General features: G+C 60.9%; 14 protein-coding genes. All 14 read right to left on the bottom strand.

What is annotated here, in order from left to right; translation table 11 throughout:
* Positions 1 to 18 precede the first annotated feature (18 nt).
* The 14 genes from BLX89_RS21405 to BLX89_RS21480 all read right to left on the bottom strand — a co-directional run bounded on the left by BLX89_RS21405 (position 19) and on the right by BLX89_RS21480 (position 16,257).
* Positions 19 to 2,067, bottom strand: a complete 2,049-nt coding sequence (locus BLX89_RS21405; protein WP_075293011.1) for a hydantoinase/oxoprolinase family protein — start codon at positions 2,065 to 2,067, stop codon at positions 19 to 21.
* Between the two features lie 65 nt (positions 2,068 to 2,132).
* A complete protein-coding gene (locus tag BLX89_RS21410; RefSeq protein WP_075293012.1) occupies positions 2,133 to 2,882 on the bottom strand; it encodes an SDR family NAD(P)-dependent oxidoreductase in 750 nt (249 codons plus the stop codon).
* A 52-nt stretch (positions 2,883 to 2,934) separates the two neighbouring features.
* Positions 2,935 to 3,681: an SDR family NAD(P)-dependent oxidoreductase gene (locus BLX89_RS21415; protein ID WP_075293013.1), complete on the bottom strand. Its 747-nt coding sequence runs from the start codon at positions 3,679 to 3,681 to the stop codon at positions 2,935 to 2,937.
* A complete protein-coding gene (locus tag BLX89_RS21420; RefSeq protein WP_075293014.1) occupies positions 3,681 to 4,073 on the bottom strand; it encodes a RidA family protein in 393 nt (130 codons plus the stop codon). Before BLX89_RS21420 ends, BLX89_RS21415 begins: the two co-directional genes overlap by 1 nt.
* Before the next feature lie 43 nt (positions 4,074 to 4,116).
* A complete protein-coding gene (locus tag BLX89_RS21425) occupies positions 4,117 to 5,073 on the bottom strand; it encodes a peptidyl-alpha-hydroxyglycine alpha-amidating lyase family protein (protein WP_198935181.1) in 957 nt (318 codons plus the stop codon).
* The gene (locus BLX89_RS21430; RefSeq protein WP_075293015.1) at positions 5,070 to 5,531 is read right to left on the bottom strand and encodes a hypothetical protein; all 462 of its coding nucleotides are present in this window, start codon (positions 5,529 to 5,531) and stop codon (positions 5,070 to 5,072) included. Before BLX89_RS21430 ends, BLX89_RS21425 begins: the two co-directional genes overlap by 4 nt.
* Positions 5,528 to 7,078: a GMC family oxidoreductase gene (locus tag BLX89_RS21435; RefSeq protein WP_198935182.1), complete on the bottom strand. Its 1,551-nt coding sequence runs from the start codon at positions 7,076 to 7,078 to the stop codon at positions 5,528 to 5,530. Before BLX89_RS21435 ends, BLX89_RS21430 begins: the two co-directional genes overlap by 4 nt.
* Positions 7,079 to 7,122: 44 nt before the next feature.
* Positions 7,123 to 8,202, bottom strand: coding sequence for an ABC transporter ATP-binding protein (locus BLX89_RS21440; protein ID WP_075293017.1), 1,080 nt, complete (start codon positions 8,200 to 8,202; stop codon positions 7,123 to 7,125).
* Position 8,203: 1 nt separating this feature from the next.
* Positions 8,204 to 9,337 carry an ABC transporter ATP-binding protein gene (locus BLX89_RS23990; protein WP_083637800.1) on the bottom strand — a complete coding sequence of 378 codons (1,134 nt, stop codon included), beginning with the start codon at positions 9,335 to 9,337 and terminating at the stop codon, positions 8,204 to 8,206.
* Positions 9,338 to 9,570: 233 nt separating this feature from the next.
* Positions 9,571 to 10,464, bottom strand: a complete 894-nt coding sequence (locus tag BLX89_RS21460; RefSeq protein ID WP_075293018.1) for an ABC transporter permease — start codon at positions 10,462 to 10,464, stop codon at positions 9,571 to 9,573.
* On the bottom strand, positions 10,461 to 11,546 hold the full coding sequence (locus tag BLX89_RS21465) for an ABC transporter permease (protein ID WP_083637803.1): 1,086 nt from the start codon (positions 11,544 to 11,546) through the stop codon (positions 10,461 to 10,463). Before BLX89_RS21465 ends, BLX89_RS21460 begins: the two co-directional genes overlap by 4 nt.
* Positions 11,546 to 13,156, bottom strand: a complete 1,611-nt coding sequence (locus BLX89_RS21470; protein WP_075293019.1) for an ABC transporter substrate-binding protein — start codon at positions 13,154 to 13,156, stop codon at positions 11,546 to 11,548. The genes BLX89_RS21465 and BLX89_RS21470 overlap by 1 nt, the downstream gene beginning before the upstream one ends.
* Before the next feature lie 114 nt (positions 13,157 to 13,270).
* Positions 13,271 to 14,035: an IclR family transcriptional regulator gene (locus BLX89_RS21475; protein ID WP_075293020.1), complete on the bottom strand. Its 765-nt coding sequence runs from the start codon at positions 14,033 to 14,035 to the stop codon at positions 13,271 to 13,273.
* A 356-nt stretch (positions 14,036 to 14,391) separates the two neighbouring features.
* Entirely contained in the window at positions 14,392 to 16,257 is a 1,866-nt protein-coding gene (locus tag BLX89_RS21480; protein ID WP_075293021.1) for a methyl-accepting chemotaxis protein, read from the bottom strand.
* Positions 16,258 to 16,294 lie beyond the last annotated feature (37 nt).

Below are 16,294 nucleotides of genomic sequence, written 5' to 3' on the forward strand. Positions count from 1 at the left end.
GAAAACCTCTGGATTACGTTAGTGGTCGCGCGTCATGACGATGTCGCCAAGAGGTCCGATCTCGACCCAGTAGTCGGGCGGAACGACCACCGTCGCGATTTCCTGCTCCACCATGGCGGGGCCTTTCGCGCGGAAGCCCGGTTCCAGCGAGCCCTGCGAGAAGACGGGTGCCTGAAAATACGTTTTGCCGTTGATCCGGAGACGACGATGGATGCGTGGTTCAACCGGGACAGACGGCCCGCTCCGACCCTTCGGCGCTGGCTTTTCCTGCTTTCCAGCGGTCCTGAGACGCAGCGCGTCGATGACCACGGGGAGGTCCGCGCTTGCATGGCCGAAAAGGCGCTCGTGCTCCGCGTGGAACCGCTCGAACGCGTTTTGCACCGACCCGATCTTGCCTTCGCTGAGTTCGAGTTCGACGGGTAGCGTGAACGACTGGGCGGCGTATCGCATTTCCGCGGTGAATGTCTGTACGATGACCGCCCCCGCCGAAATCTCGCCTTGGCGGGCGACCCACTCTTCTCCCGCTACCCTCAATTGCTCCGCGGCCTCTGCCAGGGCCGCGTCGGAAAGGACGGTGCCGTGCATGTTGCGCATCGTGTCGTGCAGGAGATCAGACACCAGGCAACCGAACGCGCAGAAAACGGATGGCACGCGCGGTACGACGATTCTCCTGACCCCGATCTCGTCCGCGAGAAGAGGACCGTGCACGGCACCCGCGCCACCGTACAGCATGAGCGTGCAATCGGTTGGGCCGACGCCGACCCTGGCGAGGAACGGCAAGAGCTTTGCCATCATGTTGGAGGTCGCCACCGCTATCGCACTTTCGGCAGCCTTCTCGACGCTGATGCCAAGCGTATCGGCGATCAGCTTGAAAGCCGTCTCGGCTCTCGCGACGTCGAGGGCGAGTTTGCCACCGAGAAGGCCCGTGTCGGGAAGGAGACCGCAGATAAGGTAGGCATCGGAAAGGGTCGGTTCGGTTCCCCCAAGGCCGTAGCACGCGGGTCCCGGTTTCGATCCGGCGCTTCGCGGGCCCACCTTGAGGATGCCGCCGTCGAGCCACACGACCGAGCCGCCGCCCGCGCCGATCGCTTCCACCGCCGTGGAGGGAACGAGTACGGGAAACTCACCGACCTCGGCCTGCGCCGAGATCATCGGGCGTCCGCCCTCGATGAGCGAGACGTCCGTCGATGTCCCGCCCATATCGAACGTGAGGACTCGGTCGAGATCAAGATACTCGCCGAGCGTTTTCGCGGCAGTCACTCCGGCGGCGGGGCCTGAAAGGAGTGTGTGTGCGGGTAGCGAGCGCGCTTCGCTGGCAGACATCATGCCGCCGTTCGACTTCATCACGAAAAGCTTCGCGTTTTTCAGCGACCTCGAAAGGAAGGTGTCGATCTTCTCCAGATAACCGTCCATCACGGACTTCACGTAGACGTTCAACAGCGTCAGGACGGCGCGCTCGTACTCCGATTGCTGGGGCCAGACGTCGCTCGACGCGACGACCTCCAGATCGGGATGATGCTTCGCCGCCAGCTCCAGAACGACTTGCTCGTGCCTGGGGTTCACATAGGAGTTCAGAAGGCTGACCCCTACGGCGGTCGCACCCTTTTGCCGTGCCGCATCCAGCGCCGAAATCACAGACGCCTCGTCAAGCTCCCGCTCGACCGACCCATCCGCGAGAACGCGCTCCGTTATCTCGAACACACGCTCGCGTGGGACCAGTGGCGTCACGCGGCGATTGAAGAGATCGATTGGCTTGTCGAGCCTCAGGCGCGCGATGCCGAGAACGTCACGGAAGCCCTTGGTTGTGAAAAGGGCGATCGGAGGCTGTGACCGCTCGATTACGGCGTTTGTGGAGATCGTGGTGCTGTGGACGACGAGAACGGGGTCGTCCACATTCACGCGGTGCCGTGCGACCACTTGGCTGATACCGTCGATAACCGCCTGCGAGAAGTCCGGCCGCGAAGTCGGTATCTTGAAGCTTTCTACGTCCGTGTAACCGTCGGTTTCCTTCTTCCAGACCGCGAAATCCGTGAAAGTGCCTCCGATGTCGATGCCGATTCTGAGCATAGTCTTCCCCTTGACGCCGTGGCGTCACTGCAACGAGATTGGTTATGAGGGTTGGGGCGGTGGCGTCAGCGCATGGCTACGCCACCGTTGGGATCAAGGGTTTGACCCGTGTAATGGCGACCGCCGGGACCTGCCAGGAACGCGATCGAGAGCGCAACGTCGCTCGGCTCTGCGAAGCGTCCAAGGGGCATGCGCTTGACCTCCTCGTCGTTGGCCCAGCCCTCGCGCTTGAACCGCTCGGTAGCGGTGGGGCCCGGGGAGACGGTGTTCACCCTGATGTGGGGCGCGAGCGCACGGGCCATCGCCTTCGTCAGCGTGACAACCGCACCCTTCGACGCGCTGTACACGCTATTCATCGGCAGTCCGATGTAGGCGGCGTCCGATGCGATATTGACGATCAGTCCATCCCCGCTCTGCCGCAGGAAGGGAACCGCGGCCTGCGAAACGAAGAAGGTGCCCTTGAGGTTCACGTCCATGATCAGGTCGAACTCGGCTTCGGAAACCTCTTCGAAGGGCGCTTTCACGCCGAAGCCACCTCCTGCCGAGTTGACGACGACGCTGAGGCCGCCCAATTCTTCGGCGGCCTGCCTGACCGCCGCTTTGCACTGATCGACAGACCGGAGGTCGACGGTGACGAGAGAGGCCTTCCTGCCCATCTCCACGATCTCCCTGCCCAGCGCTTCGGCCTCATCGTCGATGCGGACATCGAGAACGGCGATGTCGAAACCCTGACGTGCCAACTCCAGGCACGTCGCTGCCCCGATCCCGCGAACGCCGCCGGTCACGAGAGCCTTTGCACTAACGGTATCAAACATGTCAGTCTCCTATCCGTGATAGTCCGTATCGTTTGTTCAAATCACGCGAACGTCAGTCGAAGTTGCCCAACACCTTGCCGTTGCCGAAGGCATCGACGATCGCGCCGCGTACTGCCTTGGACGAGGGAGAGGCCAGGAAGGCGACCAGATTTCCGATGTCGCGTGGCTCGAGCCAGCCTGTCGTGTCGACGTCCGTCTTCATGGCACGTTCGGTTGCGACAGGACCGGGATTGACCATGTTGACGCGTATTCCGTGCTGCCCGAACTCCTGGTCGAGAGCTTTCGTCAGGCCGACGAGCGCGTGCTTCGAGGAGATGTATGCCGCCCGCCCCGGTCCACCGCGCGTGGCCCATATCGAACCGACGTTCACGATCTGCCCTTGGCCCGCGGGCAACATTCGTTCGATGGCGCGCTGGCTGCAAAGGAAGGCGCTACGGACATTGGTCGACATGACCATATCCCAGGTGGACACCTTGATATCCCCGAAAGGCTCGTAAGCCGTCGTGCCGACATTGTTGACCAGGAGCGACAGGGCCGCATTCGTCCTGTCGATTTCGGAGAACGCAGTAGAAACGCTGCGTTCGTCGAGTACGTCTATCTCCAGGGCATCGACTGCCATCCCGCGATCGGTCAGTTCGCGAGACAGCTCCTCCGCCTTGGCGAAGCTTCTCGATCCGACGAAAACCCGCGCGCCAGCGGCGGAAAGCGCTTCCACTGTTCCCCGCCCGATCCCGCTCGTACCGCCCGTCACAAGCGCGGTATGACCGTTCAGCGAGCCTGGAAGGATGTCGCCGGACATCACTTCGCGTCCTCGGGAAGGTAGGCGATGGCCTCGATCTCGATGAGGAGCTCAGGCCATGCGAGACCGGAGACTATGACCGTGGAGTTGGCAGGACCGTTTTGACCGAACAGTTCCACCTGGTGGCTTTGCACGTCCTTGTACTGCGAGGCATGCGTCAGGTAGGTGATCGTCTTGACGACGGAACTCAGGTCCGCTCCGACGCTTGCCAGAGCGACTTTCATGTTTTCGTACGTCTGACGCACCTGCGTCGCCGCGTCGCTTCCCGCCACGGAGCCATCCGCGCGGCATGCGACGAGCCCGGAAAGATAGACGGTGTTTCCCACGCGCACGACCTGATGCGCGCCTTTGAGTTTGTACAGTCCGTCGGGCGTATTGCGCTGTATTTCCATTTTGTCGGCTCCTTCTGCGGGTCCGGGGTCTATTTACGATCGATCACTGGATTCGCTTGAGAACCGTCAGTGTCCGAAGTTCTTTCGGCGGCTCCATGCGGCTCCCGACCAGCGACCACGAGGCTTCCCCGAGGTAGATCGTTCCCTTCGTGTCCACGGCTACGCCGTGCGGTGCGAGGAACTGGTCGGGGCCTTCCCCGCCATTCGGAGCCCCGAGGCGCGCCAGGCGATCACCGTTCATGGAAAAGAATGTCAGGCGGTTGCCCAGGTTCGGGAACTGTTTGAGGTACCAGAGCTCCGAGCAGAACTCGCCGACAAGCAGGGAGGGAGATCCGTTCAGAACCGTCGTCGCGAGACACGAGACGCGGTACATGTCGTTCCACTGCTCGATGAAAGCGCCGTTGCCGTCGAAAACCTGAATGCGGTTGTTTTCCCGGTCAGCCACGTAGAGCCTGCCCTCGTGATACACGAGGTTATGAGGCACAATGAACTGTCCGGGATCCGACCCGCTGCTCCCCCAAGATGCCACGTGACGTCCATCGGACGTAAATCGGTGTATTCGAGAATTGGCATATCCATCGGATACGAAGAGGTCGCCCGTAGACGGGTCGATGGCCACGTGGGTAGGCTTGTTGAACGGCTCTCCGCCGTCGAAGGCTGCGGGAGTCCCGGGTGTTCCGATCGTCATCAGGAGATCGCCGTGCGGCGTGAACCTCCGCACCGTGTGGTCCCAGCTATCGACCACGTAGACGCTATCGTCCTGACCGATCGCTATCCCGTGGGGTCCTTCGAATACCCCTTCGCCCCAGCTTCGGACGAAATTTCCGTCGCTGTCGAAAACGATCACGGGGTGTTCGCCACGCGTCAGGACGTAGACGTTGTCGGCGCTGTCGACAGCTACTCCGGACACTTCCTTATACGTCCACCCGGCGGGCAAATTCCCCCAGTCTGGGACCGCGCGGTACCGGACGCCGTTGTCCTCCAGATAGTCCGCGCTCACAGACCTGCCTCCTCGAGGGTGGCGAACTCCCGGGCGACATTGGGCGGCGCGACCGTCCGCTCGAGTGTCCCGTCTTCGAGGTAGGCGGGAAGCTCCGCGCGATCGATCACCTCGGCCTCCTGCCCCCGGTATCCCGTTCTCTCTTGGACGGACGGCTGCATGTAGTATGCCGCGCAGCACACCAGCAGGAGCAGATCCAGCCCCTTTCGATCATTCTCCAGCATCTCCCGAAGGGCGTGCGGGATTTCCCTGTCGCCAACGGCCGAAAGCGACGCCGCCAGTCTCGGCGCTAGTTCCGGCGCATAGGAAAGGACCCGGTCTACGGGCTTTCCCGAAAGCTCGATGTCGCTGGCCGACGGGAGGCCTTTCCAGCTCGGAAGCAGGACATCCGCGACCGCCGCCAGGGTCACGCGGTGTCCGGTTTCAAGAAGTTCTTCTGGTTGCGGTCTTACGGTCATGCTGTTACCTGATCCCTGCTGTTTTCCGCCAGATAGAGAGACGTGCGCTTCGCCAGTGCCGCGACGGTCGCGGCCGGGTTCACAGCTCCTGCAGTCACGAAGATGGAAGCGTCGATGATGAAGAGGTTCGGCACGTCATGGGTGCGGCCCCATTTGTCCACCACGGACGTCTCCGGGTCGTTGCCCATTCTGGCCGTCCCGAGGAGGTGCACCATTCCCGAGGTCGCCGGGTCTGAAACGTGGATTTCGTGCGCTCCCGCGGACTTGAGCGCCTCGGTCGCTCTCGCGACGTTGAACGCACGGATGCGGGAAGTGTTTTCCGATATGCTGTAGGACACTTTCGCGGCCGGAATGCCATCGGAGTCAAAGCCGTCGTCGCAAAGGGTGACCCTGTTGGCCTCCTCCGGAAGGTCTTCGGGGAGGATGTCCAGCGCGATACCGTGTCCAAGCTCGCGGTTGACGCGAAGATGCAGGTTCTCGCCCCATGGACTGTCGTCGTCGGGAAGGCTCAGGGCTGAATCCAGAGGCCCTCTCGTGGGAACCACTGCCCATTTCGAGCCCCGTACGAAGTCCCGGTCCGGGTCCGTACCGTAGAACTGCAGCGACGTGATGTTAGCGCCCGCGTGGCTGTGCCAACTCTTCAGGGGTTCGGCGAAGTAGCCGACTATGCGGACATATGGATGTCCCATGAAACGCTTGCCGACGAGCCCCGAAGAATTGGCGAGACCAGCGCCACTCCCCTTGGCGGTCGAATTCAGGAGAATCCGCGGCGTGCCCACACCTCCGGCGGCCATCACGACGACGCTTGCGTCGACGCGATGTTCCTTGCCGTCGCGGTCGAAGTACACCGCTCCGGTGGCCAGGCCGTTGTCGGACACCATAATTTCCCTGACCCTTGCTCCGGTTATGAGCTTCACGCCTTTCGCGACCGCCTTGCGCCAGTGCGTCTGGTCGGACGAGCTTTTGGCTCCTTCGCCGCATCCGGTCTGACAAGTACCGCGCAGAACGCATGGCCGCCGATCGTCGTAGTTTCTCGAGATGATGGCGTTCGAGCCGGGCCACCAGTGCCAGCCCAGTTCGTCGAACGTTTTCGCCATCCTTGTTCCCGCGGAACTCAGGGGCAGCGGAGGAAGCGGATAATCCTCGCCTTCGGGATATGCGGGGTCACCGCCCAGGCCCGAGATCCCGAACTCCCGATCCGTCATCTCGTAGAACGGCCAGATATCACGCCAAGAAATCGGCCAGTCGTCCGCCACGCCGTCGAGGGTGCGCACGCGGAAGTCTCCAGGTGTAAGCCTTGCCCACTGAGCGCCGAACAGCACGGAACTACCGCCCACGCCGTTGTACAGCATGATCGCCATATCGGATTCGGAGACGTCTATCGGATAGTCCGACGGCGCGCGACGAACATTCGGGTCCGCGCTCCATTTCGTCCTTCGTGCCAGCTCCCAGAACGGCGTACCGCCCGGATAAGCTGCGGGATCGGTCCATCCTCCCTGTTCGAGACAGGTGACCGTAAAGCCCTTCTCCACCAGGGTAAGCGCCATAACCCCTGCCGAAAGGCCACCTCCGACGATTAAAACATCACATGTCATGTCAAATTCCCCTCAGACCCAGACATTCGTCCGGCCCGGACTGCGTGCGGCTCGCTGGCCTGCGTCATCGTTTCCGCGAAATGGCATGCGACTGCCCGGCCATTTCCCATTCGTCTCAAGGCCGGGACGACGCGCGAGCAGACGGAGGCGTCAGGCATTCTTTGCTTCAGCCAGCACCGAGTATGGAAAGCGCATCCGCTCGGCGGGTTGACCCTCGACGGGACCTCGCCTTCCAGGACTATCTGTGTCCTGGCTTTCTCGAGCGCGGGGTTTGGCCTTGGGATCGCGGAGACCAGGGCGGCCGAATAGGGATGGAGCGGCGTCGAGCAGACGTCCCGGGATGGGCCTGTCTCGACAACCTCGCCGAAGTACATCACGGCCACGCGCTGGCTTATGTTCTGCACGATCGAAAGGTCGTGGGTAATGAACAGGAAGGACAGCGCGGTTTCTCGCTGCAGTCTGCGAAGAAGGTTGACGATCTGAGCCTGGATCGAGACGTCGAGAGCGCTGATTGGTTCGTCGGCCACGATCAGCTCAGGCTGGGAAGCGAGAGCTCGCGCGAGGCTTACGCGTTGTCTCTGACCGCCTGATAGCGCGTCGGGGTATCGCCCCGCGAAATCCGCGTTGAGGCCGACGGTCTGCAGAAGCTCCGCAACCTCTTCCCGACGCCTCTTCGGATTGCCGAGACCGTGAACGATCATGGGTTCCGCGACGGTCTCGCCGACGCTCATCCGGGGATCCAGCGTCGAGTAGGGGTTCTGGAAAACCATCTGCATGCGGCGGCGGACCCGGCGGCGTTCCTGGTTTGATAGCCGGGCCAGGTCCTTGCCGTCGAAGACGACTCGACCCGACGTGATAGGTGTAAGCCCCATGATCGCCCGAGCGAGCGTGGACTTTCCGGATCCGGATTCGCCTACGAGGCCCAACGTCTCGCCCCTCGCAACCGTGATGGACGCCTTGTTGACGCCACGGACGGTTCCGGGCGACTGAAAAAGCCCGCGCTTTTCCGTGAAATCGACAGTGACTTCGCTGGCGTCCAGAAGCGGCGCTGCATCATATGTGGTATCGAGCCGCATCTCAGCCTCCGACAATCGTGTTCTGAAGACCTGACGGTTCGAACGCGATCGCACTCCTGAATGCCTTCGTATCCCTTGACGGAGGCGGAACGCCGAAGCCATCTCTGAGAGGAACGCCGACTTCCGCTTCCTTGGAAAGCACCGGATTGAAGCACGCGACTTCGTGTTCGCCATGCGCGACGAGCGGTGGAACCTCATTCCAACACGAGGCCACGCGCCAGCGACAGCGCGGGGCGAACGGACAGAAAACAGGCATCTCCCGCTGATCCGGAGGAGACCCCGAGATCGGCACCAGCTCTTCGTCTTCGGATCCGATGCGCGGGACAGCTCGCATCAGTCCGACGGTGTAGGGATGCCGTGGTTCGGCGAAGAGCGTCTCGGTCATGGCGTGCTCTATGACGTGTCCCGCGTACATGACGGCAACACGCGAGGTCGTGCCCGCGACCACCCCGAGATCGTGCGTTATCATGACCAGGGCGGTTCCCGTCTTCCCGGAAAGGGTTTTGAGGACTTGCAGGATCTGCGCCTGGGTGGTGACGTCGAGTGCCGTTGTCGGCTCGTCCGCGATCAGGACCTTAGGCTCCAGCGCAACGGCCATGGCGATCATTACGCGCTGTCGCATTCCGCCTGAGATTTCATGCGGGTAACTGTCGAGGCGCATTTCCGGATCGGGTATTCCGACAAGCTCGAGCAGTTCCGATGCTCGTGAACGCGCGGCCGCTCTCGTCATTTTCTTGTGCGCTAAAAGCGTCTCGACAATCTGTTCCCCGATGCGCAGTACGGGGTTCAGGCTCGTCATCGGGTCCTGGTAGATCATGGCGATATCACGCCCGCGCATCCCAGCCAGCTTTGCCTCCGGAAGGCCCTGTATCTCGTTTCCCGCGACGATTATCCGTCCGCTTATCAGGGTGATTTTTTCGGGCAGCAGTCTCATCATCGCAAATCCGGCGGTGCTTTTCCCGCAGCCGGACTCGCCGACTATGCCGAGGGTCTCGCCCTGCGCAACGGAAAGCGTCACGCCGTTCACGGCGTAAACGGTCTCCTTTCCCGCGCGGAACTGGACACGGAGGTCCTCTATTTCCACGGCAGCATTTCGCCTCGTACCGCGCTGTGCGGTAGCAGTGTCGATGCTCATCACGAATCCAGTTCTTGAGAAGTGCGCTGTCGCGGCTGATGCCAGTCTTCTATCCGCGCTTCTGTTCCCACGTTTTAACGTGAGGGCATTAAAAACCTAATGTGTTGCTCTGTCAACAACTGAGTTGCCCTATATGGAACAAACGGTCGCTTTTCTGCGGTTGGCACAAGGAAAATGGGCGTCGACCGCGGCCAGCAGAGCCGGGTCAACGCCCATGTCCCTGGCGTCCTATTCTAGCGCGCGGATTGCGGATCGAACGCCTCTTGGAGACCGTCTCCGACAAGATTGAAGCTTATCGCGGTGATCACGATCGCCGCGCACGGAACGACGGTAAGAAGGGGCGCGACACGCATGTATGACGACGCGTTGGTCAGCATGGTTCCCCACTCCGGAACAAGCCTGTCGGCGGGTCCCAGTCCAAGGAACCCGAGCCCGGCAACCTGTACGACGGCCGAGGCCATCGCGAGCAGCGCCGCCACGATCAGCGGCGACACCGCATTGGGAAGCGTATGACGCATGAAAATCCGCATCTCCGAAGCGCCAACCGATCGTGTCGCTTCGATATATTCGCTGCGCGACACCTCTGCCAGGCTGGTGCGGAACAGCCTCGCGAACACGGGCACGTTCGTGACCGCGACCGCGATTGTTATCTGTACCAGGCCAGTTCCGAGCAGGGCGACGATGGCGAGAGCCAGCAACATACCGGGTATTGCCAGCCACACGTCGACCAGGCGCATGATGACCGCGTCCACTGTCCCGCGGAACGCGCTGGCCACGGCACCCAACACGCCACCAGCCAGAAGGGCCACGGTTACGGAGGAAATGGCAAGGAGAAGACTGGTGCGCCCACCATATAGAATGAGGCTGAGCTGATCCCTCCCCTGTTTGTCGGTGCCGAGCAGATGATCGACGCTGGGGGGCAGGAGCGCGTCCCCGAGCCCACCTTCATTTGGACCGTAGGGCGCGATCCATGGCGCGAGGAGACCCGCGGCGACGAACGCTAGTAGGAGAAGTGCTCCGATCACCGCCGGGGTATTCGCGAGGAAGCGAGACATGGCCTGCCTGAGGAAGGAGCTTTCCGACGGTGCTGCCTTCTCGGCTTGTGAAAGTGTGGTGACGCCTGTCATTCGAGTGCCAGCCTTGGGTTGAGAACAGCGTTGATCACGTCCGCGACGAGATTGACGAGCAGGAAGATCACCGCGAAGATGAGTATCGTCGACTGCACGACCGGATAGTCGTGCGAAGCGATCGACAGCACGACCCAGGACCCCACTCCATCCCAGGAAAATATCGTTTCCGTTATGGCTGCGCCGGAAAGCATCGTTCCGATCTGCAAGGCTATGACGGTTACGATCGGCGGTAGCGCGTTGAGCTGGATGTGCCTGCTGTTCAGGCGCGATCGGCTCAGGCCCTTGCCGCGCGCGGTCCTGACGTGCGGCGCTCGGCGGCTCGCGATGACGGACGAGCGGGTAATTCTGATAATCAGCCCTGCTGAGACACACGCCAGCGTTATCGAGGGAAGCAGTAGGTGCGTCAGTGCCGACCCGAAAGCGCTCAGGTTTAGCGAGAGAAGCGCGTCAACGGTGGCAAAATTCGTCACCTCCGGGAGGCGGTACCGTGGCCCGATCCTGCCGTCGACCGGCAGCCAGCGCAACCATACACCGAAACATAACTGGAGAAGCAGTCCGACCACGAATGTCGGCAGACTATGCAGAAAGACCGAAGAGGCGGTTATGCTGTAGTCCGTGATGGTATTCGCGCGGCGGGCCGACCAACGTCCGAGAGGCACCCCGACGACAACCGAAAGGATCAGCGCAACGATGCTGAGTTCGAGGGTGGCCGGGAAGCGGCTGAAAAACTCGGCTGCCACGGGTGTGTTGCTGACGTAGCTTGTTCCGAAATCACCGCTTGCAATGTTGGCGAGGTAGTTGAGATACTGCTGCCATATGGGCAAATCCAGGCCCAGCTGCCCGCGAAGCGCTTCGATTTGAGCCGCCGTCGCCGTCGGGCCGAGGATGAGCCGCGCGGGATCGCCGGGAACCATCCGGATGAAAGCGAACATAAGCACAGACAGGATCATCAAAGACGGTATGATCTGGAGTACTCGTTTCAACACAAAGGACAGAAGGTCTCCGGTCAGCCACAGCGGGGTGCGCCGCTTGCGCGGCACACCCTTCGACATGGTTTGGACTGTGTCTGATCCCTGCATTATCGTTCAACCGTAACGGTGCTGTACGTCTCCGCCACTCCAAGGAACGGCGATGTCACGAACCCCTTGACTGCCGTGGATGCCACGGCCGGGAAGTCGGGGCTCAGTAGCGGCATGAACGGAAGGTCTTGGCCGAGCCTGTTCTGGAAGGCGGCCCAGACTTTGGCTTCCTCGTCCTTGGTGGCCGAAGACGTCGCACTCTGGAGCATCTGTTTAAGTTCGTCGTCGCCATATCCCATCTCAGGCATCACCGAAGATCCAGCGGGGAAGCCAAAATACAGCATTCCGAAGAAGTTGTCAGGGCTCGGCCAGTTACAGACGTTGCCCAGCACCGACATCGGAACTTCACCCGCGAACACCTTTGTGAGGTAATCGCTCCAGGTCGTGGTCTTTGGAACGACAGTGAACCCCGCGGCCTCCAGGTCACGACGAGCCGAGTCGAATAGAGCCTGGGGGTCGGGCATGTACGGACGGGAGACATTCGAAGGATACCAGAATTCCAGCGTGCGCTGTTCGGGCTTGAGTGCCGAAACCAGCTCCTTCGCCCCCGCCGCATTGTAGGTCGGGATGTTTCCGGTCACGGCGAAGGGGAACCCCTTGGGAAGGAATCCGTCCGCAGCAGCCGCATTTCCGTCGAACAGCTTGTCGACCAGCAACTGCCGATCGATCGACGTCCCTACTGCCTGTCGGACCTTGACGGCGTCGAACGGCGGGAACTTCTGGTTGAAGTAGATCTGCGCCATGCTGCAGCCGTTACGAGGCAGAACCTGGAGCGTGTCGTCGTCCTTGGCGAGCTTGATGTTCTGGGGGCTTAGAATCTGGGCCACGTCCACCGAGCCGGACTGCAGCGCGTTGAGCGTGGCCGTCGGGTCGGTCATGATGCGGAAAACGAGTGTCCCGACGTTGCCCTGTTCCTTTGCGTTCCAGTATTCCTCGTTCTTCACCAGTTCGACTTCGGAGCCCCGCTTCCAGTCCTGGAAGACGAATGGACCGGTGCCGACGAGGGCCTTGTCCGATCCCTGGGCGTACGGGATGTTTGCCCGGTCGGTTACGGAGTTGTCCGCCTTTCCTTCACGCAGCGCTGCGGGGCTCGCGATCGCGAAAGCCGGAAGAACTTGGGAGATGAGGAACCCGGAGTTTCGCTTCTTGAGATGGATGGACACCGTCGTCGGGTCATCGACGACGACCTTGTCGACGGACTGCTGCAAGCTTCCGATTTTCCCGTACGAGTATCCCGTCAGGGTATCCGGCATCTTCAGCCAGCGGTCGTAGTTGAACTTGACCGCGTCGGCGTCGAGCGGCTCGCCGTCATGGAATTTCACGCCCTTCCGGATCTTGAAAGTGTAGACGAGACCGTCGTCGGAAACCGTGGGCAGGGCCTCGGCGAGTACAGGCTCCACCTCGTTCAAACTCCCCGGCTTCAACCTCACCAGGCCTTCCATAGCCTGGCGTGCGACGGCCTCGGTGCTGGAATCTCCAGAGAAGGCGGAATCGGTGCTCGATATGTCGCTAGGTAGGGCGACGAGAAGTGTTTCGCCCTCTTGCGCGAGCGCGGGTCCGAATGCCACCGAGCAGGCAAGCGCTGCTAAGAATCCTATCGTTTTTCTCATTTTTTCAGTTCCCATTATTTTATGCGTTGAAAACAACCCGTCGCGAAGACGCAAAGGGCCAGCCGTGCGACCCGTCGGTCGCACGCCATTCTCAGTCTCAGTACTGAACCGTTTTTAGGCTATGAGCGCTTCAGCGGCGGCCGAAGCGGCGTCCTTAACCTTGGTGGCTAGCTTCTGAATCTCGCTTCTCCGTTGGTCATTGGCCGGAAACGCCACCCCGAGAGCGATTTCCACACCCTTCACCCCGGGGATGGAGGCGGCAATACCGATCGCGCCCTGTGTTCCTTCCTCGTCCGACACAGCAAAGCCAGCGGCGCGGGCCTCCCTGATATTGTCCCGAAAAACATCCGGGCTGACGATGCTTTTGGGAGCCACCCTTGGAAGACTTCCGTCATCCAGCAAACTCGACTGGATGACTTTTTCGAAGTCAGCGTCTGCCATCGTTGACAGGATGGCTTTCCCGACCGCTGAAACGTGAAGGAATTGCTGGTCGCCCGGGCGGACGGCAACCTGAAGCTCCGACCTGCCATGATCCACACCGATGAAAACCACTCTATGGTCGGCTCTCATTCCGATTTGGGCGGTGCTCCTGGTTTCAACCGCTAGCTCGTGGAGGATCGGCTCGATCGCGTGTGCGATGGTCGCCGCCGAAAACCTGCTCGCAAGCGCCACGCACGCGGGCCCAACGAAGTACCGCCCGGTGTCGGCGTCGGCTACGAGAAAGGACGTCTGCTTCAAAAGCGCAAGGGTGCGCGAAGCGGTCGACTTGTTCACGCCGAGAGCGTTCGCCGCGTCTGTGACGCGGATACCGTTGTCAGCCCCAGGCTCGGTGAACAGTCGGAGCGCGGCTAGGATATTGTTCTCCGGTGAAGCCATCATCGATCTTTCGAGTTGCGCTGCATGCAACATTGTTGCGCTAAATCGTATAACAGCGTCTGCAGGCTCCGTCAATTGGGATCGCGTGAAGCGAAGACAACGCAGTATTCGGTGATGTGATTGCGATAGGGGCTAGCCTGTCGAGTGCGGTTGCTACACCGACCAAACCCGTGTGACTTGGGTCAGCATGGCGTAGAGGGCAGGCTGCCGAAAGCGCGGTGCGCCCGCGCCACGGACTCTTCGAAGATAAGCCAAGCTACGTTGAACACCTAATGCGGTTTATCCGAGCGAACGGAAGCACATCGTCGAGTTCGCTCGACCGAAATTAAGTCGCGCATTTGCCCTGACCTAATTGGTCGTTAATCGCGACGGCCCAACCGATACAAGGTGTGCACCTTGCCTTCCGCTTCTGCACCAACTGTTTCCGCGGACGCTGTGTTTTCGATCCGAAACTGGGACAGGAGGACGTTGAGCGAACCGGCTTCCGCTGTGAGCTGAGCGCCAGCCGCAGCGGACTCCTCTGCGAGCGCCGCGTTTCGTTGGGTCTCGCCGTCGATAGACGCTACCGCCTCGTTGACGCTGTCCAACGTTGAAGACTGTTCCCTTGCAGCAATCGCGATAGCCGCAACATGCTTATCTATCTCCGTGACATCAGCTATTATTTTCGTCAGCCTTTTCGCGGACTCGTCTACGAGCGTGACCCCCTTGCTCACTTGATTACCGGAACTTGAGATCAAATCCTTGATCTCACGCGCCGCCGAAGCCGAGCGCTGGGCCAGCTCCCTCACCTCCTGGGCAACTACCGCAAATCCGCGTCCGGCGTCCCCTGCTCTAGACGCCTCAACCCCGGCATTCAACGCGAGCAGGTTGGTCTGAAAAGCGATCTCATCAATCACCGAGATGATCGTCGTAATCTGTTGAGAAGACCGTTCTATGTTTTTCATCGCCGTGATCGCTGCCGTGACGACTTCTCCGGCAGCCTCCGCTTCCGACCGGGCTTGCGCAACGAACCCCGTTGCTTCGGAGGCTCGGACAGCGCTTTCCTGGACTGTCGCCGTTATCTCGCCAACCGCGCTCGCAGTTTCCTCGAGAGAGGCTGCCTGACGCTCGGTCCTGTTGGAGAGCTCACTCGCGGCCGAACTTATCTCACGGCAATTTCTGCCCATTCGCTGTGCGTTTTCACTGACACCGATAAGGGTGGCTAGAAGCTTCTGTACGGAGATGTTGTAATCGAGCCTGAGGCTATCCAGGTCAGCGCGGAACGGCGTCTCGATCTGGCCGAGTAGGTCGCCGTCGGCCAACCGTTTGAGCGCCGCCCCCAAGGTTGCAACGGCGTGCTTCGTTGCCTCCGCGTTTGCGACGTCGATCGCATCGCGGTTACTCCTCTCGGCATCGGCTGCTTGCCGCGCGAGCTCGTTCTCGCGCGTGAGCCGCTCGCGTTCCACTTCGTTGTCCCGGAATACGGAAACCGCCTTGGCCATACTGCCGAGTTCGTCGCGTCTTCGGACGCCGGGAACATCGGCTTCGGTCTGACCCTCGGCCAACGCAATCATCCGATCCCTGAGGCGAACGACAGGAGTTGTCAGGTATCTCGATGACGTGAAGATCGCCAACGCAAGAAGCGCGGTGAACAGGATGCTTATTACGACGAGGCTGTAGAGACTTGTGCGGTCCGCGTCGTTCGCAAGTTCACCGCTCTTTGAGTCGACCGTCTCGGTGAATGCGTCAGTCCAGACGCGCACGGCTCCAACCTGTTCGGCGATTAACGGGTCAGCCTTCCTCAAGAGTGCGTTGGCGGCGACGGCGTCGCCCTTCAGCGCAGCCTGAACTGCCTGATTGGAAAGCTTCAGTATTTCATTCGACGCCGCGATGAACCCGTTGATTTTCGTGCTCTCGTCCGGAACGAGACGTTTGACGAGGCGCAGCTCCTTGGAGAGCATTGCCTTGTTGTTCTCGTAGTACAGCGCGAATTTCTTTATACTCGGATCCGCTGTGTCGTACGACAGAACCTGATAGGCGTTGTAGCTTAACGCGGTGAAGTATTGGCTTGCGCGAGCCATATGGATCGCCGCAGCTTTGTCCTCCGCTATAAAGCTGACGTAACTTTGGGACGCGGCGCGGTACTTCAGAGAAACGAATGTCAGCCCGGCTATTCCGATCAGGCATATCGGAAGGATTGCCACCAATATTTTCGCTCGTATGCTCACGTCGGTTAATAATGACATCTCTTCCCCCGTAAAATGTCGTTTCGTCGAGCGGTGG

The sequence above is a fragment of the Pararhizobium arenae genome (genome assembly GCF_001931685.1).
Taxonomy (GTDB): Bacteria; Pseudomonadota; Alphaproteobacteria; order Rhizobiales; family Rhizobiaceae; genus Pararhizobium; species Pararhizobium arenae.